This window comes from Planosporangium spinosum, assembly GCF_049999945.1.
Classification (GTDB): Bacteria; Actinomycetota; Actinomycetes; order Mycobacteriales; family Micromonosporaceae; genus Planosporangium; species Planosporangium spinosum.
This window is the reverse complement of record NZ_JBLYUB010000033.1, coordinates 37,857-57,461: the sequence shown is the minus strand read 5'-3', so window position 1 is coordinate 57,461 and position 19,605 is coordinate 37,857. Positions and strand designations below refer to the sequence as shown.

Genomic DNA, 19,605 nt, shown 5'->3' with positions numbered 1-19,605 from the left:
CTAGGAGCGGCTCTCGTACTCCGCCTTCGCCAGGCTCATGTGCAGGACCGACAGCAGCGCGTCCCGCACCGAGCGGCGCTGCCGGGCGTCGAAGCTGATCAGCGGCGTTTCGTCGGACACGGCGAGGGCCCACCGCACGTCCTCGAGGTGGTGCTCCAGCTCGCCGTGGAACCGGTTGGCGGCCACCACGAACGGGATGTCGTGGTGCTCGAAGTAGTCGACGGCCGCGTAGCAGTCCTCCAGCCGGCGGGTGTCCACGATGACCAGCGCGCCGAGCGCGCCCTCCGTCAGGTCGTGCCACATGAAGCCGAAGCGGTCCTGGCCGGGGGTGCCGAACAGGTACAGCTTGATCTCCTCGTCGATGGTGATGCAGCCGAAGTCGAGCGCCACCGTCGTGGTCGTCTTCTCCGGTACGTGCCCGGTGCGGTCGATCTCCGCGGCGACCTCGGTCATCGCCGCCTCGGTGCTCAACAGCGGGATCTCCGAGATGACCGACACGGTCGTGGTCTTGCCGACGCCGAACCCGCCGGCAACGACGATCTTCACCGGTAGCGGCGGCTGCTGGCGGCTCGGGTCGGCCGACCCGGCCACGTCGGTGCCCGGGTCGGCCGACCCGGGCATGGTGGGTGGTGGCGGTGGTGTCTGCGCGACCGGGTCCACCGGGTGGTACCCGATGTCAGCGAATGGCTTGGAGTCCACGGATAACCCTTTCAATGATCTTCTTGTTCTGGTGCAGTCCGGCATCCGGCCGGCGTACGGCCAGGTAACCGGCCTCGATCAGGTCGCTGGCCAGCACCCGGGCCACGCTCAGGTGCAGACCGAGCCGGGCGGCGACCTCGGCGATCGCAATCGACTGTTCGCACAGCAGGACGATGTCGCGGTGCTCGAACGTCAGCCGGCCGGCGTCGGCCCGGCCGGCCGGGGTGGTCTTCACCTGAGCCTCGATCTCCAGGCTGGCGTCGGCAGGGCGGACCCGGCCGCCGGTGAGCAGGTAGGGGCGTACCCCCGGTGCCTCCCGCGGCGGCGGTACCACCTCCGGCCCCGGCGGGTACCCCGCGGCCGGGCCGGTCGTCCCGCCGGGCTCGTCGATGTACGGCCGGATCAGCCCCGGATCCGGCGGCCACCGACCGTCGTCGCCCGTCATCGCGCTCAGGTCCATCACGGTCAGGACCCGACGCTGATCTTCAGCTCCTCGACGAGCTGCGGCGTGAGGAAGTCACCGGCCCGGTTGGCGAACATCGCCATCTCGTACGCCAGGACGCCGAGGTTGGCCTCCTTCATCGCCAGCACGCCCAGCGAGGACCCCACGCCGAGGGTGCACACCATCAGGTATCCCCGGTCGAGGTCGATGATGACCTTGTTCGCGCCGCCCAGGTCGTACACGCGGGAGGCACCCCGGGCGAGGCTGTTGATGGCGGACGTGATCGCGGCCAGCCGGTCGGCGTCGGCCCGCTCCAGGGTCGCCGACATCGCGATGAGCAGACCGTCGGACGAGACGGCGATCGCCTCGATCACCCCGGCGGTGCCGGCGGCGAAGCGCCGCAGCAGCCAGTTGAAGCGCTGCACCTCGGTACTGATGTTCTGGGTCGTCTGCATGATCGCCACTCCATTTCCCTCGTGCGTCACTGGTTCGCGGGTGCGTCGCTCGGGACGCTCGTGGCGCGGGCCACGCCGGCGACGAAGCTCTCCAGCTCCGCGCGCTCGGCCGCGGGATCACGTGTCTGCGTGCTGGGTGTCGCGGGTGACGCGTGGTTCACGCGCAGGGACCGGTCCAGGTGCGTGCCCGGTACCCGGCGCGTCAGTCCGCCGCCGCGGGGTGCGGCCGGCTGGTCGGGGGTGGCGGTCGGCCGGTCGGGCGCCGTGGCCGGCCGGTCTGGAATGGCGGTGGGCTGACCGGCAGTGGCGGCGGGCTGGCCGGGGATGGCGGTCGGCGCCACGCCGAACTCGGTCAGGTGCCCGCCCGGCTTGCGCCGGACCAGGCCGCCCCGGGTCAGCGTAGGCTCGGGCGCCACGACGGGTGCGGCGACGGCCGCCGGCTCGGGCGCCGCGACGGGTGCGGCGACGGCGGCCGGGGGCAACGCCGCCGGTGCGGTGTCGTCCACGAGCGTGCCGTGCACCACCGCGCCGTCCACGAGCGTGCCGTGTACCACCGCGCCGTCCACGAGCGTGCCGTGCACCACCGCGCCGTCCACGATCCCGCCGGGGCACCGTCCGGCCTCCAGCTCGGGGTGGTCGAACCAGGTGAAGGAGGCGTCCGGCTGGCCGGCACCCCAGCCCGACAGCTGTGCCAGCTCCCGGGTCTCGTCGGTGCGAGGGTCGTAGCGCCGGCTGCCGTGGCCGGCCGCGTGGGGCATGGTGAACAGCGACTCCGGAACCGTGACCTCGGCCGTCACCCCCTGACCCGGGCTGTGCCGCAGCTGCACCCGCAGGCCGTGGCGGCGGGCGATCCGGCCCACCACGAACAGGCCCAGCATGCTGGTCGGCGCGACGTCGAGCCGCTCCCGCTCGACCAGCCGGCGGTTCTCCTCGGCGAGCCGGTCGGCCGACAGCCCGATGCCGTGGTCGACCACCGCGATCTCGCAGGTACCGGCCAACCGCGCGTACACCTCGACCGGCGCGCCGGGCGGTGAGAAGGCGGTCGCGTTCTCCAGCAGCTCCGCCAGGAGCAACCGGAGGTCCGGTACCAGCTGGGGCAGGATCGTCACGTCGCACACGGCCACGACGCGGACCGCCTGGTACCCCTCGATCTCGGCGATCGCCGACCGCACCACCTCCAGCAGCGACGCCTCGGCGCAGATCGGCTCGTCCTCCCGGATGCCCGACACCACGAGCAGGCTGTCGGCGCTGCGGCGCAGCCGGGTGGTCAGGTGGTCGAGCCGGTACAGCTTCATGAGCATCCGCTCGTCCTGCTCGTTGCGCTCGAACTCGTCGATGAACGCGAGCTGCCGGGCGACCAGGCCACGGGTACGGCGGGCGATGTTGGCGAACATCACGGCCACGTTGTGCCGGCCGGCCACCTGCTGCTCCATCAACTGGGCCGCGGTGGTCTGCACCCGGTTGAACGCGGCGGCCAGCTCGCCGATCTCGTCGCCGGTACGGACGTCGACGGTGCTGAGCTTCGGCGGCCGGTAGTGCTGGGCGTCGGTGTCGGCGACCCGGACCAGTTCCTCGTGGGCCAGGTCGGCCACCGTCCGGGCGGCCGAGGTGAGCCGGCGCAGCGGCAGCGACACCGAGCGGCTGACCCGTACCCCGAGCCAGATCACGCAGACCAGCAGGGCGACCGCGAGGCCGATCAGCGTGACCGCCGCGTACCGGGCCGATCCGGCGCGCGCCTGGGCCCGTACCACCGTCGCCTGCACGACCCGCTCCTGCAGCGCGGAACCCTGGACGGTGGCGGACCGGGCGATCGCGACCGCCTCGGGCAGCGGGCCGCGCAGCCCGCCGCCGTCGCCGACCTGGCCGGCCAGCTCGGCCAGGCGCCGGGCGTTGGACCCGCGTTCGAGTTCGTCCAGCATCGCGACCGCCGGCGCCTCGGCCTGTTGCCGGAACCGGTCGACGTCGGTGGCGTGCAGGGACCGGGCCTCGATGACGAGGCTGGCCGCGCCCCGCTTGTCGGTGGCCGACACCAGCAGCGCCGCCCCGAGCCGGCTGGTCTCCTCGTTCCCACGGAAGATCGCGTCGAGGGCGCTCAGCTGCCGCAGCCCGGCGAGGTCGGCGCGCGGCTGGCGGGTCAACCGCAGCGCGTTGATCAGGCCCAGGATGCGGGTGTGGTAGGCGTCCTGCACCACGGCCGCCGTCGCCGTCGCGCCGCTGACCTCGCGCCGGACCGGGTCCAGGGACACCAGCTCGCCGACGGCCCGGCGTACCTCCGGCGTACCGTCCTCGGCGACCTCCTGGGCCTGGTCGTTGGCGTCGGCGCCGAGGGCGAGGTAGCCGCTCGCGTCGACCTCGGGGCTGGCCAGCGCGGCGAGCGCGAGCAGCCGCTCCTGTTGCAGGCACTCGATGAGCTCGCCAACCTCGCGGGCGTGGTGCGCGGCGGCGACGGTCTCAGCGGTGGAGATCACCGAGTCGAGCCGGCCGACCGCGAACGGCACCCCGGTCAGCACGAGCGCGGCGAGCGGCAACGTGAGCAGCACGCTGAGCTTCTGCTGGACGCTCAACCTACCTAACATCGCCCACCCCTTCCCGCCGACTGCCCCACACCGCCCGGCCCACGTGCAGCAGCTCATCGGCCTCGGCCGGGCCGGGCGGCCCGGCCGGCCCGGAGCCGGGACCGCCGAACGGCGAGCCCGGATATCCGACCCCGGTGGGTTCCGCGTCGACGAGCGCCGAACCGGGGAACCTCCCGCCGGGGAAATCCGCACCGAACGGCCCGGCGTCAACGCCGCGCAGCGCCACCGGATGGCCGTGCTCCCCCACCCCGCCGTCGCCCGGTAAGGTGCGCGGCCGGGCCGGCAGCAGCAGCGACAGGATGGCGCCGAGCAGCAGGACGGCCAGGACCGCGCCGAGCATCGTCCAGGTCTGCCGGGTGGACAGCCGGTCCTGGCGCTGGCTCAGCAGCGAGTCCAGTTCGCCGAGCGCGGCACCGGCGAGCGGGCGGGTCTGTTGGCGTACCCGATCGGCGCCGCCGGTCACGGTCGGGGTGTCCACCTTGCTCAGCGACTGCAACCACATCGCCGGCGGCGCGAACGCGTCCACCGCGGAGGTGAAGGCGTCGAGCTGACCGGCCAGGTTGGGTCCGAGCTGCGCCGCGGCGCCGTCCACCGACCGGGTGTCGAGCGCCCTGTGCAGGCTGGTGCTCAGCTCTTCGCCGGCGACCGAGACCTGGTAACGGGCCACCGACACCCGGGTCTGCGCCCCGTCCGAGGGCGTGCGCTCGGCGAGTACCGCCAGGTCGGCGGCGCGTCCCGCGCCGACGATGACGTCGGGTACCCGGACCAGGGCGGCGTCCGCCAGGTAGTACACGTCGAGCTGGGGGTCTGGTACGAGCTTCGCGGCGTCGCCGATCCTGCGGACCAGGTCGACGGCGAGCGCGACCACCGACGAGTACGCCGCGTACGCCTGCTCGCCGGCGAGGCGCTGGCCCATCAGGGTGGCGATCCGGCCCCGCAGTTCCGACCAGCGCCGGTGGCTGCCGAGTGGGTCGCCGTGGATGTCGTCGGCCGCGTCGACGGCGGTGACGGCCGCGTCGATCTGGGTGGCGTCGGGATGCGTGCCGCGCACCGCCGTCGACTGCACGTCGGTCAGCTCGCCGATGAGCTGCACCAGCGGCTGGAGGTACGCCACACCGTGGCGCTCGGCCTCGACGTCCGACAGCCCCTTGCTGGTGACGCTCCACGACTGTGCCATCACGAACATGAACAGCATGCCGGCCGTCACCACGACGGCGAGGCGGGTCAGTACGTGCGAACCCCATCGTCTCGGTACGGCGGCACTGATGCGGTTGGGCATGGCGGTTTCCCCTTCTGCGACCGGCTGGCGGAGCACGGCGCGGCGCGTACGGCGCGGCCGGCTCGGATGGCTTGGTCGGGTTGCCCGGCTCGGGCGAGTCGGTCGCCCGTCCCGGGCGGATCGGGTTGCCCGGCGTCCCTCACGTCACCGACCCGGTGGCCCGGTCGGAAGGCCGCGACCTGGCCACCGGATGGACGTGCGCCGGGGGCTCAGCGCCGGCGGGTACGCGCGGCGCCCGGACCGTTGGGTACCGGCACCGGCGCGCAGGCGCGTGCCCTCGGTGGAGCGATCTCGTAGGCGGACTCCCCGTGCTGCGACAGGTCGAGCCCGACGGCCTCGTCGCGCGGGTCGACCCGGTTGCCGAGCAGCCGGTTGGTCAGGCTGCCCAGCAGGCCGCTGAGGACCAGCGAGTACGCCACGACCGCGCACACCGCCACCAGTTGGGCGCCGACCAGGCGGTACCCGCCGCCGTAGAACAGCCCGTCGGCGCCGTCGGGGTTGACCGACCGGGTCGCGAACAGGCCGACCGCGAGCGTCCCGACCACGCCGCCGCCGAGGTGGACGGCGACCACGTCGAGCGAGTCGTCGAGGCCGAACCAGGACTTCAGGCCGATCGCGAGCTGGCAGACCGTACCGGCGAGCAGGCCGATGACGACCGCGCCGAGCGACGTGACGTACCCGGCGGCCGGGGTGACGGCCACGAGTCCGGTGACCGCGCCGGAGGCCGCGCCGAGCGTCGTACCCTTGCCGAACCGCGCCCGTTCGATCGCGATCCAGACCAGCAGCGCCGCACCGGCGCCGAGCTGGGTGTTGAGGACCGCGGTCGCGGCCACGCCGTTGGCGGCCAGCGCCGATCCCCCGGTCAGGCCGAACCACCCGAACCACAGCAGACCGGCCCCGATCATCACCAGCGGCAGGTTGTGCGGCCGCTGCGGCTCGCCCGGCCAGCCCCGGCGGCGCCCCAGTACCCACACCGCCGCCAGCGCCGCCGCACCCGCGTTGACGTGGACGACCGTGCCGCCGGCGAAGTCGAGGACCCCGAGCCGGTGCGCCCAGCCCTCCGGGGAGAACACCCAGTGCGCCACCGGCGCGTACACCAGCACTGTCCACAGCGCGACGAACAGCAGGTACGCCTCGAACCGCCACCGCTCGGCGGTGGCGCCGGTGACCAGGACGGGCGTGACGACCGCGATCATGAGCTGGAAGACGACGAACGCCGGTACCGGCACGGCGAGGTGGGCGAAGCCGGGCAGCCGTGCGTCCGTACCGGTGAGCCCGGCCAGCTCGAAACCGCCGAGCAGGCGGCCGGAGCCGAACGCGAACGAGAAGCCGATCGCCGCCCACATGAGGGTGACGACGCCGATCGTCGCGAAGCTCTGCATGACCATCCCCAGCACGTTCTTCTGGCGTACGAGGCCGCCGTAGAAGAACGCCACCGCGGGGGTCATCACCAGTACAAGGGCCGTGCAGGCGAGCACCCAGGCGGTTGCGCCGACATCCCACGATCCTTGACCAGGGTTCACGTATTCGTCCTCCTCGCGCATTGCGAGCTGTGGACGGGTTTCGCCGTGGCCCGACCTTCTTCGCCGGTGACGGAGGCCGGCGAGGAGTCTCTAGCTCACTCCCAGTGGTCCAAGTGACCTCGGCCACTATAGGCACGCGTCGACAACTCCCGCGACCGGAAGCGCGGGAAAGCATCCACGTGGGACACCTGGCGGATATTCCGCACGACCGGCCACCGCCACCGGGCGGCCGTGCCGGTGTCAGGCCACCACCCGCCGGACGCCCGCGCGGTGGGGAGCACCTCCGCGCGGGCGCATAGAGTGCTGGCGTGAGACGCTCCACCGTGCTGGCTGCCGGTACCGTGCTCGCGGCCGCCCACGCGGCCCCCGGGCTGACCGCGCTGACCCCGCTGCGCCGCCTGCTGCTGCCGAACCTGGCCGGCGTCGGGGACCCCGACCACGTGGCGCTGACGTTCGACGACGGCCCCGACCCGGCGTCCACGCCCGCGTTCCTGGACCTGCTGCACGACCGTGCGGTACGGGCGACGTTCTTCCTGCTGGGCGACATGCTCAGCCGGGCGCCGGAGCTGGGTGCCGAGTTGGTGGCGGCCGGGCACGAGGTCGCCGTGCACGGCTGGCAGCACCGCTGCCACCTCGCCCGTGGCCCGCGCGCGACCTACGACGACCTCGCCCGCGCCCGTGACCTCATCGGCGCGGCGACCGGCCGGCAACCCCGGTGGTTCCGGCCGCCGTACGGGGTGCTGACCACGGCGGCGCTGTACGCCGCCCGGCGGCTGGACCTCACGCCGGTGCTGTGGACGGCCTGGGGCCGTGACTGGGAGGCCCGCGCCACCCCGGAGTCGGTCCTGACCACCGTCACGCGCCGGCTGCGTGGCGGCGGTACGGTCCTGCTGCACGACTCCGACTGCACCTCCGCGCCGGGCTCGTGGCGGCGTACCCTCGCCGCGCTGCCGGCCCTGATCGACGGGGTCCGGTCCCGGGGGCTGCGGCTCGGCCCGCTCGCCGAGCACGGCGTCCCGGGTGGACCGGGCGCCACGGGCGGCTGACCCGGCGGCCGGTCTCCACGCCGGACGCCGGCCGCCCGGCTCCACCGGCGGCGACCGGCGCGCAACAGCCGTCAGGACGAGGTCGACGCGCCCAGCAGCGGCAGCACGCAGGCACACAGTCCGAACACGACGACGATGGCCAGCAGCGCGATGAGGACCGGCACGCCGTTGTACTTCTGCGGCGGCGCGCCGAGGGATCCTCGGGAGAACGCGACGACCGGCGAGCGGTACTCCAGTTCGAGCGTCTGTCCGGGTGCCACGCTGACGACGGTGTCGGCCGGCCCGATCCGCGGCGGCAGGATGTACGGCGTGTGGACGTCGACCCGGTGGTCACCCGGCGGGACCGGGATGACGGTCCGCCCCCACTCCGCCGCGACCGGGTACCCGTCGATGCTGACCTTCGGCTTGACGAGGTAGTAGAAGAACGCCAGCGGCAGGAACTTCGTGGTGAGCGCGATCGCCGCGCCGGGATGGGGCGCGCCGCCCGGCACCGGTGGCGGCGCGCCGTAGCCGTGCGGCTGGCCGCCGTAGGGCTGCTGCGGGTGCCCACCGTAGGGCTGCTGCGGCTGGCCGCCGTACGGCTGCTGCGGGTGCCCACCGTAGGGCTGCGGTGCGGGCGGGACGCTCACATCATCTCCTCTCGAAGTGCCGGCACACGGTACCGGCCGGCGGCGCCCGGTCGATGACCGGTGACCACCGGATACGGCACCCTGGCGACCCGTGACCGTCGCGCCCGCCAGCGGGTTTTCCGGTTCCCGTACCGCCGCGCGGCGGTACGGGAACCGTCTCGGGGCTCTCAGGATTCGAGCAGACCCTGCATGCGCAGGCGGCGCAGCCAACCGGTGGCGGTGTGGCGGGGTACGCCGTAGTGCCGGGCGAGCGCGGTGGTGCCGCCCACCTCGCGGTAGGCCGCGAGCAGTTCGGTGCTGTCCGGCATCCGGCGGTACGCCCGGCGGCCGTTGGCCGTCTGCGCACTGTCGGCCTTGGTCTGGCGGGGGTGCGCCGGAGCCTTCTTCGCGGGGGCGGTACGGGTCTTCTTCGCGCGCGTCGACCGAGCGGTCCGCGCCGGCGACTCCACCGGGGCCGCCGGGGTCTCGACCTCGTCGGCCGGCGCGGCCACCGGCTCCGGCTCGTCGGCCGGTACCGCCTCGGACGCCGGCAGCGGCTCGGACGCCGGCCCGGCCGGCAGTTCGGTACCCGACGCCTTGGTGGTCGGCGCCGATGGGGTCGGGTCCGGCGCGGTGGCGCCGGCCGGCACCCCGGACGGTACGAGCGCGGCGATGAGCTGGTCGAGGCTCAGCGCCGGCAGCTTCTCGGGGAAGATCGCGCCACCGTCCGCCGCGCGCACGGTGAGCTCGGTGATGCGGGGGCTGCCGGCCGCCGTCTCCACCCGGATGGTGGTTTGGGCGCCGACCTCGTCATTGGACGTGATGGTGATGGTGTAGCCAGCCACGGTGGGGCCTCCATGGAGGTGAACGATCAGGCGCCGCCCGGTGGAGAGGACCCGGATGGCGACGGCAACGGAACACGAGCACCTCGTGATCAATGAAAGTCTGCCATGCCGTGAAGACATTTATCCAAGGGGTGCAATGGTTTCCGGCGTCGCAAGCCGACTTCGCCACCGGGTGTTGATTCTCAGTGAACACCCTGTCACGGCTGGTGTAAAACACCGCGCGGCGACCGCCCCCGGCGAATCGACAATCCCTCGTGGACGAATGTCCCGCCGGACCCCGGTGCGCCCGTCACCCGGGCGGGCGCACCGGGACTCAGGACCTTCCCGTCGCCTCGATCGTCACCGGGGTGCCGTTGAGCACGGCGGTACCCGACAGCGGGTCCACCCGCAGGTCGTCGGTGAGCACGTTGGCGTTGGCCCCGGCGGTACGCGTCGCGACCGACAGCTCCACCCCGGGCAGGTCGTGCCCCCAACCGTGCGGGATGCTCAGCACGCCCGGCGCGATGTCGTCGGTCACCTCCACGGTCAGCTCGACCTGCCCGACCCGGGAGGTGACCCGCGCCCTACCGCCGTCGGTCAGGCCCAGCCGCGCGGCGTCGGCCCGGTTGACCACGACGGTGCACAGCTCGCGCCCCTTCACCAGCGTGGGCACGTTGTGCAGCCAGGAGTTGTTGGAGCGCAGGTGCCGGCGGCCGACGACGACGAACCCGTCCGGCTGCGGCGCCGGCGCGGCGGCGAGCGCGCGTACCTCGGCGGCGATCGGCTGTGGGCACAGCTCGATCCGCCCCGACGGGGTACGCAGGATCTCCGGGACACGCGGGGCGAGCGGGCCGAGGTCGACACCGTGCGGCTTGTCCCGCAGTGTCGAAAGCGACAGGCCGCCGGGGTCGCGACCGAAACCGTCGCCGTACGCTCCGGTGCGCAGCCGCAGGTCGATCAGGCGCTCCGCCGGGGTGTCGCCGGTCAGCGCGTCCAACGTCAGGCCGTTCTTCTCCAGCGTGGTCCGGAGCTGGTCGTCCTGCCAGGCCGCCACGTCGGTGCGCCAGCCGAGGCCACCGGCGATGGCCGCGAGCCGCAGGTAGATCTCGCACTCGTCGCGCATGCCCTCGTCGAGCGGCAGGACCGGCGGCGAGAAGTTGGCGACGTTGCGGACGGCGAAGCCGTAGAACGCGAAGTCGTAGTGCGCGCCGCGGCTCGGCGGGGGCGGCGGCAGGATCACGTCGGCGTGCCGGGAGGTCTCGTTGACGTACGGGTCGACGCTGACCACGAAGTCGAGCGTGGCGATGGCGCGGGCCAGCCGGTCGGCGTTGGGTACCGACGACGCCGGGTTGCCGGCGACGGTGACCAGGGCCCGTACCTGCCCCTCACCCGGGGTTTCGATCTCATCGGCGAGCGTGACCGACGGCAGCTCCCCGAGCACCTCGGGCAGGCCGCGGACCCGGCTGCGCCAGCGCCCGGTGGTGAACCCCGGCCCGGTGCCCGTGCCGGGCCGGCTGTGCGCGGGCAGCGGGAACATCGCCCCGCCCGCGCGGTCGAGGTTGCCGGTGAGCACGTTCAGGACGTCGACCAGCCAGCTCGTCACGGTGCCGTACGCGACGGTGGTGGTGCCGATCCGCCCGTACACCGCGGCGCGTTCGGCGGCCGCCAGTTCCCGGGTCAGCTCGCGGATGGTCGCCGCGTCGACCCCGCAGCGCGGCGCCACCGCCTCCGGACTGAACGGCGCGACCAGCTCGCGCACCTCGTCGACCCCGGTGACATGCTCACTCAGCCGGCCGAGCGAGACCAGCGACGCGGCGAACAGCTCGTGCACCATGCCGAGCAGCAGGCACACGTCGGTACCGGGCCGGATCGGTACGTACCGGTCGGCCGCCTTGGCGGTGCGGCTGCGGCGCGGGTCGACCACGACGAAGCGGCCGCCGCGCGCCTGCAACGCCCGCAGGCGCCCCGGCGCGTCGGGCACCGTCCACAAGCTGCCGTTGGACGAGTACGGGTCGGCGCCGAGGATCAGCAGGAAGTCGGTGCGGTCGATGTCGGGTACCGGGATCGCGAACGGGCCGCCGAACAGGTACCCGCACGACACGTGCTTGGGCATCTGGTCCAGCGTGGAGGCGGTGTAGACGTTGCGGGAGCCGAGCGCCTTGCGCAGCATCCCCGCGTAGAGGTTGCCGGCAAGGGTGTGCACGTTGGGGTTGCCGAGGTAGAGCGCGACGGCGTCCCGGCCGTACTCGGCGATGATCCTGGTCAACCCGGCGTCGACGGCCTCGAAGGCGGTGTCCCAGTCCGTCGGCACGAGCGCACCGTCCCGGCGGATCCGCGGCGCGCTCAGCCGGTCGGGGTCGGCGTCGAGCTGGCCGAGCGAGGCGCCCTTGGGGCAGATGAAGCCGTGGCTGAACACGTCGTCGGCGTCCCCGCGGACGCCCGTGATCCGCCCGTCGGAGACGGTCACCGCCAGGCCGCAGGTGGCCTCGCACAGCGGGCAGGTGGTGTACGCGGTGCGCACCTCGTCGGTCATGGACCCTCCCCGTCGACTGAAGTTACCGGTCAGTAAACCGTGTTCCGGCCCGGCCGGGGAGGGGGTCATCGGTCAATGTTCTTGCCTTGTTGGCGAGAAGGGCGCCCCTCTGACCGGGTACGGCGGAAGAGGGACGCCCTCATGCAAATTCCGTACTGGGCCGCCGTGACTGGCAGGCGTTACGCGACCTTGAGCTGTTCGTCGCCGAAGTCGGCGATGAGTTTGAGGGTGCCGCCGGACGCAATTGCCACGCACGAGTGCCGCACCACGGACAAGAGAAGCGCCCCTCAGGAGGCGGGCGGTACCGCCAGCCCGGCGAGCACGAAGTCGGCCACCTCGTCGGCCAGCTGCCGCGGCGACTTCGGCCCGTCCGGCTGGTACCACTGCGGCAGCTGGTTGACCACCCCGAACACGATCAGCGTCACGGTGTCGGCCGACGCCACCGCCGCGAACACGCCGTCGGCCTGCCCGCGCGCCACCAGGTCGCGGAACGCCTCGTGGTACCGGCGCCGCTGGGCCCGCAGCGCGGCCCGGCGGTCGGCCGACAGCCGGTGCATCTCCCGGGAGAACACGGCCGCCTCGGCCAGCCGGGCGGCGGTCGTCTCGACGAGGTCGACGATGATCGCGCGGATCACGTCCCCGGGCTCGCCGCCGGCGGCCAGGATGCGGTCGAGGTCGGTGAGCTGCTGGCTGATCAGGCCGTGGTAGATCTCGTACAGCAGGTCGTCCTTGGAGCGGAAGTAGTGGTACATCGCCCCCTTGGTGACGTCGGCCCGCTCGACGACCTCCTGCACCGAGGTGGCGTCGAAGCCCTTCTCGGCGAACAGGCTGACCGCCGCCGCGAGCAGCCGGGTCTGCACCGGGCCGGCCGCGGCGGCGCCGGCGACGCTGTCTAACGCCATCTGGCCAGCTCCCGCCGGGCGACCGAGCGGCGGTGCACCTCGTCCGGGCCGTCGGCGAGCTGGAGGGTGCGCGCGTGCGAGTACAGGTTCGCCAGCGGGGTGTCCTGGCTGACGCCGGCCGCGCCGTACGCCTGGATGGCCCGGTCGATGACCCACCGCGCGGTCTCCGGCGCGACCACCTTGATCGCCGAGATCTCCTGGGCCGCGCCCTTGTTGCCGACGGTGTCCATCAGCCAGGCGGTCTTGAGGGTCAGCAGCCGGGCCTGCTCCAGGCGGATGCGCGCCTCGGCGATCCACTCCTGCACCACGCCGTGCTGGGCGATCGCGACGCCGAACGTCTGCCGGGACAGTACCCGCTGGCACATCAGCTCCAGCGCGCGTTCGGCCATGCCGATCAGGCGCATGCAGTGGTGGATGCGGCCCGGCCCGAGCCGCGCCTGGGCGAGCGCGAAGCCCTCGTTCTCCACGCCGAGCAGGTTCTCGGCGGGTACCCGGACGTTGTCGAATCCGATCTCGGCGTGCCCGCCGTGCGGGGCGTCGGTGTAGCCGAAGACGGTGGTGGGGCGCACCACGGTCATCCCCGGGGTACCGAACGGCACCAGGATCATGCTGTGCCGGCGGTGCTTGGGCCCGTCGGGGTCGCTGACGCCCATCACGATGGAGACCTTGCAGCGCGGGTTCATCGCGCCGGACGACCACCACTTGCGCCCGTTGACGACGTAGGAGTCGCCGTCGCGCTCGATGCGGGTGGCGATGTTGGTGGCGTCCGAACTGGCCACCTCCGGCTCAGTCATCGAGAAGCAGGAGCGGATCTCGCCGTCCAGCAGCGGCTTCAGCCAGCGCTCCTGCTGCGCCGGGGTACCGAACATGGCCAGGATCTCCATGTTGCCGGTGTCCGGGGCGGCGCAGTTCATCGCCTCGGGGGCGATCAGCGGGCTGCGGCCGGTCAGCTCGGCGACCGGCGCGTACTCCAGGTTGGACAGGCCGGCGCCGAACTCGGAGTGCGGCAGGAACAGGTTCCACAGGCCCCGCTTGCGGGCCTCCTTCTTGAGCTCCTCCACCACCGGCGGGGAGTCCCACTCGCCGGGGCGCTCGGCGACCTGCGCGGCGAACGTCTCCTCCGCCGGGTACACGCACTCGCGTAGGAACTCCTCGGCCCGCCGCTGGATGTCCAGGGCCCGTTCGCCGAAGGCGAAGTCCATCGTCTCTACTCCCCTAGGATCGCGGCTGCCCGCTCGATCAGCGCCGGCACCGCGGGCCCGAACGTCTCGAACCCGGCACCGACGGTCTTGCCCTGTAGGTAACGGGCGTGGATGCCCTCGCTGATGACGGCCAGCTTGTAGTTGCCGAAGGCCACGTACCAGTTCAGCCGCGCGACGTCGATGCCGGTCGCCGCCGCGTAGCGCGCCGCGAGCTGCGCGCCGGTCGGAAAACCGTCCGGTACCGGCGGGATCAGCTTCAGGTGCGCCAGGTCGGTGTACACGACCAGCAGGCCGACGTCTGCGAGTGGATCGCCGACCGTGGCCATCTCCCAGTCCATCACCGCGAGGATGGTGTCGAGACTCCGGGAGAACATGACGTTGTCGAGGCGGTAGTCGCCGTGCACGATGCCGGCGCGGGGCGACTCGGGGATGTCCTTGGCCAGCCGCTCGGTCACCTCTTCCAGCAGCGGCAGCTCGCGGGTCTTCGAGCGTTCCCACTGCTGGTGCCAGCGGCGCACCTGGCGTTGCAGGTACCCCTCGGGCCGCCCGAAGTCCGACAGCCCCACCGCCTCGTGGTCCACGCCGTGCAGCCGGACGAGCAGGTCGACCAGCCGGTACCCGCAGTCGCGCGCCTGGTCCGGGGTGACCGGGGTGCGGCCGCGCATGACCACGCCGTCGACGTACTCCATCACGTAGAACGGCGCGCCGATCGGTTGCGCGTCCGGGCACAGCAGCAGCGGCCGCGGCACCGGGAAGCCGATCCCCGACAGCGCGCTGATCACCCGGTACTCGCGGGCCATGTCGTGCGCGGACGGCAGGACGTGCCCGAGCGGTGGGCGCCGGACGACCACCTGTCCCGTCGCGCCGCTGACCCGGTAGGTGAGGTTCGACCGGCCGCCGCTGATCACCGCGGCGGTGAGCGGACCGGTCAGCCCCGCCTGCGCGAGGTACGGCGCGGCCCGGTCGAGGTCGAGCCCCGGCGGCGAGGTTTGATCGGGCACGGCCACCTCCTGCATACCGACTGGTCGGTATGCAGGCTAGCCACGTGGCGCCGAGCAGTCAACGGCCGAGCCTTGCCCATCAAGTCTTCGTATATGAGGTTTCAACCATGCCCCGTACGCCCAACTCGTCTCCGCAGACCCTGCGGGTCTTCGAAGCCCTGCTGGACCAGCCGCAGGGTAGCTGACCGGCTCAGGCCGGGTGGGGCACCCGGCACCGCCCCACCCGGCCGGCCGCGTGCAGCCAGCCGTACACCTCGTCCCACACGACCGTGGCGCCGCACCGGCACCGCCGCTCCGAGTCGATCCGCGGGGTCACCGATTCGAGCACCGCCCGCGATGTCGTGGTCGCACGCACCGGCCGCACCTCCTCGTCACGTCGTTGGGGTACGGGATCGGGTGTACCGGCCGAATGCGTCGGGACCGTGTCGGCGCCGGGTCGAAATCGCGGCGGCCAGCCGTGCGGACGGGGCCGTTACCGGGTAGGCGGGGTCATCGGACCGCGGGGCGCGCCCGGCTGATCGTGCGCACCGGCCGGTCTGCTTAACTCTTGACCGAGGGCGACCCGCGCCGGACGGGCACCGGACGTCCCGGCCGAAGCGGCACCGGAAGCAGACGGGAGTTCACCGTGCAGCACCAGGAGATCGGCGCCTGGCTCGACGACCTCGCCTCCTCGGCGCCCGCCCCGGGCGGTGGCGCCGCCGCCGCGATGCAGGTGGCCATGGCGGCCGGCCTGGTGGAGATGGTCACCAACCTGACCATCGGCAACCCGCGGTACGCCGAGCACGAGCAGACCATGATCGAGGCTCGGGAGCAGGCCGCCGAGCAGCGGCGCCGGGCCATCCAGCTGGCCGACGACGACGCCCGTGCCTTCACCGCGGTGACCGACGCGTACAAGCTGCCCAAGGGCACCGACGAGGAGAAGGCCGCCCGGTCGGCCCGCATCCAGCGGGCCCTGCTCGGCGCCGCGGACGTGCCGTGGCGCACCGCCCAGGCCGCCGCGACCGTGCTCGACCTGGCCGAGCGGATCCTCCCGGGCGCCAACGTCAACGTCCTGTCCGACGTGGCGGTCGCCGCCAGCAGCGCGCGCGGCGGCCTGGAGGCGGCGATCGTCAACATCGAGATCAACCGGGCCGCGATCAAGGACCCCGACGAGCAGGCCCGGCTCGGCGACGCGGTCGCCTCGATCGAGCGTGACCTCGATCGCGCCGGCGCGATCGTCGCCTCCGTCCGGAAGGGGCTGCAGCGGTGACCCTCATCGACGGGCGCGCCATCTCGGCGGCCATCCTGCGGGACGTGACCGAGGACGTGGCCCGGCTGCGCGCCGCCGGCACCACGCCGACGCTGGCGATCGTGGTGCCCACCGACGACGAGGCCACCGCGTGGTACGTGCGGTCCATCGTCCGCAGCGCGACGAAGGTCGGCATCGAAGCGCGTCAGATCGACCTGCACGGCACGACCGCCGTCGAACTGGTCACCGAACTCGCCGCGCTCTCGGCCGACCCGGCGGTACACGGGATCATCTGCCAGACGCCGCTACCCAAGGGCGTCACGCTCGACCAGGTCGGCCAGCACATCGCGCCGGCCAAGGACGTCGACGGCGCCAACCCGGAGAGCCTCGGCCGGCTGGCCGCCGGGCTGCCGGCGTTCGCCCCGGCCACGGCGCAGGCGGTCGTGGAGATCCTCAAGCGCGAGCAGGTGCCGCTGGAGGGCGCCGACGTGGTCGTCGTCGGGCGCAGCAACGTCGTCGGTAAGCCGGCCGCCCTGCTGCTGCTGGCCGAGAACGCGACCGTGACGATCTGCCACTCGCGTACCCGCGACCTCGCCGCCCACACCCGGCACGGGGACGTCCTGGTCGCGGCCGTCGGCCGGGCCCGGATGCTCGGCGCGGACCACGTCAAGCCCGGCGCGGTCGTCATCGACGTGGGCACCAACCCGACCGAGGACGGAGGGCTCGTCGGGGACGTCGACACCGCGGCCGTGGAGCCGGTGGCCGCCGCCGTCACACCGGTACCGGGAGGCGTCGGGCCGGTGACGACCGCCCTGCTGCTCCGCAACGTCACGGCGGCGACACATTCACTCGCGTGATCGCGGAGATTTTTCCGTGTTCCGGCACGGAAAAATCTCCGCGATCATGAGCACGGTCGTCGGTATCACCGTCATCTGAACTCGATTCGGGCGAAGATTGCGGCAATGAGTCTGCACCAGGTGTATCTCTTCCTGCTCGCCGGCGCCGTGATCCTGCTGGTCAGCGTCGTCGCCGCGCGGCTGGCCTACCGGATCGGGCTGCCGGTGCTGCTCGCGTTCCTGGCGGTCGGGGCGTTCCTCGGCGAGGACGGTCTCGGGCTGCGCTTCGACAACACCGCGCTGGCCCAGGCGCTCGGCACCGCCGCGCTCGCCGTGATCCTGGTCGAGGGCGGTCTGAGCACCGACCTGTCGCTCATCCGGCCGGTCCTGGTGCCCGCCTCGGTCCTCGCCACCGTCGGCGTCCTGATCAGCGTGGCGGTCGTCGCCGTCGCCGCGCATGTCGCACTGCACCTGCCCTGGCAGTTGGCGCTGCTACTGGGGGCGGTGGTGTCATCGACCGACGCGGCGGCCGTGTTCTCGGTCCTGCGGTCGCTGTCCCTGCCCCGGCGCCTGACCGGCCTGCTCGAGGCGGAGTCGGGCATCAACGACGCGCCGTCGGTCATCCTCGTCGTGGCGCTGAGCACCGCCGCCATCAGCGGCCACGGCGCGCTGCGACTGCTCGTCGACCTCGGGTACGAACTGGTGGTCGGTGCCGCGACCGGACTGGCCGTCGGCATCGGCGGGGTGCGGCTGCTGCGCCGGCTGTCGCTGGGAACCTCGGGCCTGCACTCGCTGGCGGTGATGGCCGTCGGCATCCTGGCGTTCGCGGCTGCCGGGGCGGCCCACGCCAGCGGCTTCCTCGCCGCGTACGTGGCCTCCCTGATCCTGGGCAACGCCGGGTTGCCGCACCGGCGGGCGACCCGCTCGGTGGCCGAAGGGCTGGGCTGGATCGCACAGATCAGCCTGTTCGTCATGCTCGGCCTGCTGGTCAGCCCGCACGAACTGGCGGCGAGCGTGGTACCGGCGCTCCTGATCGGGACGGTCCTGCTGCTGGCCGCCCGCCCGCTGTCGATCCTGCTGTGCCTGACGCCCTTCCGGGTACCGCCGCCCGAACAGCTGTTCCTGTCGTTCGCCGGGCTGCGCGGCGCGGTGCCGATCGTGCTCGCGACGATCCCGGTCGTCGCCCGGGTGCCCGGCAGCCATCAGCTGCTCAACGTGGTCTTCGTCCTGGTCGCCATCTTCATCCTGGTCCAGGCGCCGGCCCTGCCGTGGCTGGCGCGCCGGCTGCGGCTGATACCCGGCACCGCCGGACGGGAACTCCAGGTCGAGACCGCGCCGCTGGACACGATCGACGCCGAGCTGATCGAGCTGACCATCGAACCCGGCTCCCGCCTGCACGGCGTGGAGGTGTTCGAGCTGCGCCTGCCCGAGCCGTGCGCGGTCACCCTGATCGTACGCGACGGGCACGCCTTCGTGCCGCAGCCGACGACCCGGCTCAACACCGGCGACCAGCTCCTCGTGGTCGCGACGACGGCCAAGCGCCAGGCGGTCGAGCGGCGGCTGCGGGCGGTGGCCCGGGCGGGCCGGCTGGCCGCCTGGTACGGGGAGACCGGCGACCCGGACGGCCCCGCCCGCCTCACCTTCCCGTGATCACTCCGTCCTCCCCCATGACCCCTCTTCTTCCGTGATCACGAAAGGCATTCGTGGGACCGTGATCCGCGAAGCCTTCACGATCATGGAAGTGGCGGGTCAGTCGAAGAACCGCGCCAGGTGCGCCTCGTCCGGGCCCGGGTCGTGCTCGGCCAGCGGGGTCAGGTCGCCGAACACGGTCGCGCCGTCACAGCCGGCGTGCAGCGGGTACCAGCGCCGGGAGCTGCCGGGACGCCGGCAGATCCCCTTGACCGTCTGGACGTCGAGCAGCCGCACATGGGTCGGGTCAGCCACCGCGTTCACGTGCCGCCACCACGGGCTGAGCAGGTGCAGTACGCCGTCCGGGCGCAGCACCCGGTGGCACTCGTCGACCAGCGGCAGGAAGTCGGCCAGGTGCTCCAGCACGTGTACCGCGAAGATCACGTCGGCGCAGCGGTCGTCGAACGGGAGCCCGTGGCGCAGATCGACCCGTACGTCCACGCCCGCCGCCGGCCGCAGGTCGACGCCGACGTTGTCCGGGTACTGCTTGGTGTCGCCGCAGCCGAGGTCCAGCACCACGGGCACCCGGCCGGCCACCCGTACCCGGGACCAGACGGCGAGCACGCCGGCGAGCCGGCCGACCAGCCGGCGTACCAGCAGCAGTTCCTTGCCGTCGGCGACGTCACCGGTGAGGTGGGCGACGCCGCGGTCGAAGCGGGCGTCGACGGCGAGCCCGCGCAGCCGGTCGTCGTGGGCGAACAGGTCCTCGGTGGCTTCGGTGAGGTGCCGGTCCAGCGTTTCCATCCGGCGCCGGCCGGGCGG

The 19,605-nt window shown here is 73.0% G+C and carries 18 protein-coding genes; 4 read left to right on the top strand and 14 right to left on the bottom strand.

The genetic code is table 11. The features are described from left to right. The 6 genes from ACNTMW_RS30160 to ACNTMW_RS30135 form a co-directional block, all read right to left on the bottom strand. The gene (locus tag ACNTMW_RS30160; RefSeq protein WP_426637354.1) at positions 1-621 is read right to left on the bottom strand and encodes a GTP-binding protein; all 621 of its coding nucleotides are present in this window, start codon (positions 619-621) and stop codon (positions 1-3) included. A gap of 55 nt (positions 622-676) precedes the next feature. Next, complete coding sequence (locus ACNTMW_RS30155; RefSeq protein WP_426637352.1) at positions 677-1,159, bottom strand: DUF742 domain-containing protein; 483 nt, start codon at positions 1,157-1,159, stop codon at positions 677-679. A 5-nt stretch (positions 1,160-1,164) separates the two neighbouring features. Then, a complete protein-coding gene (locus ACNTMW_RS30150) occupies positions 1,165-1,596 on the bottom strand; it encodes a roadblock/LC7 domain-containing protein (RefSeq protein WP_426637335.1) in 432 nt (143 codons plus the stop codon). 26 nt (positions 1,597-1,622) lie between these two features. Then, entirely contained in the window at positions 1,623-4,172 is a 2,550-nt protein-coding gene (locus ACNTMW_RS30145) for a sensor histidine kinase (RefSeq protein WP_426637334.1), read from the bottom strand. Beyond that, the gene (locus tag ACNTMW_RS30140; RefSeq protein WP_426637333.1) at positions 4,162-5,451 is read right to left on the bottom strand and encodes a hypothetical protein; all 1,290 of its coding nucleotides are present in this window, start codon (positions 5,449-5,451) and stop codon (positions 4,162-4,164) included. Before ACNTMW_RS30140 ends, ACNTMW_RS30145 begins: the two co-directional genes overlap by 11 nt. Before the next feature lie 209 nt (positions 5,452-5,660). Further along, complete coding sequence (locus ACNTMW_RS30135; protein ID WP_426637332.1) at positions 5,661-6,974, bottom strand: ammonium transporter; 1,314 nt, start codon at positions 6,972-6,974, stop codon at positions 5,661-5,663. A gap of 308 nt (positions 6,975-7,282) precedes the next feature. Here ACNTMW_RS30135 and ACNTMW_RS30130 point away from each other — a divergent pair, with 308 nt between their 5' ends. Then, positions 7,283-8,020 carry a polysaccharide deacetylase family protein gene (locus tag ACNTMW_RS30130; protein WP_426637331.1) on the top strand — a complete coding sequence of 246 codons (738 nt, stop codon included), beginning with the start codon at positions 7,283-7,285 and terminating at the stop codon, positions 8,018-8,020. 71 nt (positions 8,021-8,091) lie between these two features. Here the strand turns inward: ACNTMW_RS30130 and ACNTMW_RS30125 are convergent, their stop codons facing one another. The 7 genes from ACNTMW_RS30125 to ACNTMW_RS30095 all read right to left on the bottom strand — a co-directional run bounded on the left by ACNTMW_RS30125 (position 8,092) and on the right by ACNTMW_RS30095 (position 15,445). Continuing rightward, complete coding sequence (locus ACNTMW_RS30125; RefSeq protein WP_426637330.1) at positions 8,092-8,649, bottom strand: hypothetical protein; 558 nt, start codon at positions 8,647-8,649, stop codon at positions 8,092-8,094. A 167-nt stretch (positions 8,650-8,816) separates the two neighbouring features. Beyond that, positions 8,817-9,473, bottom strand: a complete 657-nt coding sequence (locus ACNTMW_RS30120; protein WP_426637329.1) for a hypothetical protein — start codon at positions 9,471-9,473, stop codon at positions 8,817-8,819. A gap of 313 nt (positions 9,474-9,786) precedes the next feature. After that, on the bottom strand, positions 9,787-11,985 hold the full coding sequence (locus ACNTMW_RS30115) for a molybdopterin oxidoreductase family protein (protein WP_426637328.1): 2,199 nt from the start codon (positions 11,983-11,985) through the stop codon (positions 9,787-9,789). Positions 11,986-12,272: 287 nt separating this feature from the next. After that, positions 12,273-12,887: a TetR/AcrR family transcriptional regulator gene (locus ACNTMW_RS30110; RefSeq protein WP_426637326.1), complete on the bottom strand. Its 615-nt coding sequence runs from the start codon at positions 12,885-12,887 to the stop codon at positions 12,273-12,275. Continuing rightward, entirely contained in the window at positions 12,878-14,089 is a 1,212-nt protein-coding gene (locus ACNTMW_RS30105; RefSeq protein WP_426637325.1) for an acyl-CoA dehydrogenase family protein, read from the bottom strand. Before ACNTMW_RS30105 ends, ACNTMW_RS30110 begins: the two co-directional genes overlap by 10 nt. A gap of 5 nt (positions 14,090-14,094) precedes the next feature. Beyond that, positions 14,095-15,105 (bottom strand): phosphotransferase family protein, encoded by a 1,011-nt coding sequence (locus ACNTMW_RS30100; RefSeq protein WP_426637324.1) that lies wholly within the window; start codon positions 15,103-15,105, stop codon positions 14,095-14,097. 175 nt (positions 15,106-15,280) lie between these two features. Further along, complete coding sequence (locus ACNTMW_RS30095) at positions 15,281-15,445, bottom strand: hypothetical protein (protein ID WP_426637323.1); 165 nt, start codon at positions 15,443-15,445, stop codon at positions 15,281-15,283. Between the two features lie 270 nt (positions 15,446-15,715). Between ACNTMW_RS30095 and ACNTMW_RS30090 the strand changes: the two genes are divergently transcribed. From ACNTMW_RS30090 to ACNTMW_RS30080, 3 genes are all read left to right on the top strand, one after another. Then, a complete protein-coding gene (locus ACNTMW_RS30090; RefSeq protein WP_426637322.1) occupies positions 15,716-16,339 on the top strand; it encodes a cyclodeaminase/cyclohydrolase family protein in 624 nt (207 codons plus the stop codon). Next, entirely contained in the window at positions 16,336-17,175 is an 840-nt protein-coding gene (locus ACNTMW_RS30085; RefSeq protein WP_426637320.1) for a bifunctional 5,10-methylenetetrahydrofolate dehydrogenase/5,10-methenyltetrahydrofolate cyclohydrolase, read from the top strand. Before ACNTMW_RS30090 ends, ACNTMW_RS30085 begins: the two co-directional genes overlap by 4 nt. 105 nt (positions 17,176-17,280) lie before the next feature. Continuing rightward, a complete protein-coding gene (locus ACNTMW_RS30080; RefSeq protein ID WP_426637319.1) occupies positions 17,281-18,804 on the top strand; it encodes a potassium/proton antiporter in 1,524 nt (507 codons plus the stop codon). Between the two features lie 99 nt (positions 18,805-18,903). Here ACNTMW_RS30080 and ACNTMW_RS30075 read toward each other — a convergent pair whose 3' ends face one another. Next, entirely contained in the window at positions 18,904-19,587 is a 684-nt protein-coding gene (locus ACNTMW_RS30075; protein ID WP_426637351.1) for a methyltransferase domain-containing protein, read from the bottom strand. Between the last annotated feature and the right edge of the window lie 18 nt (positions 19,588-19,605).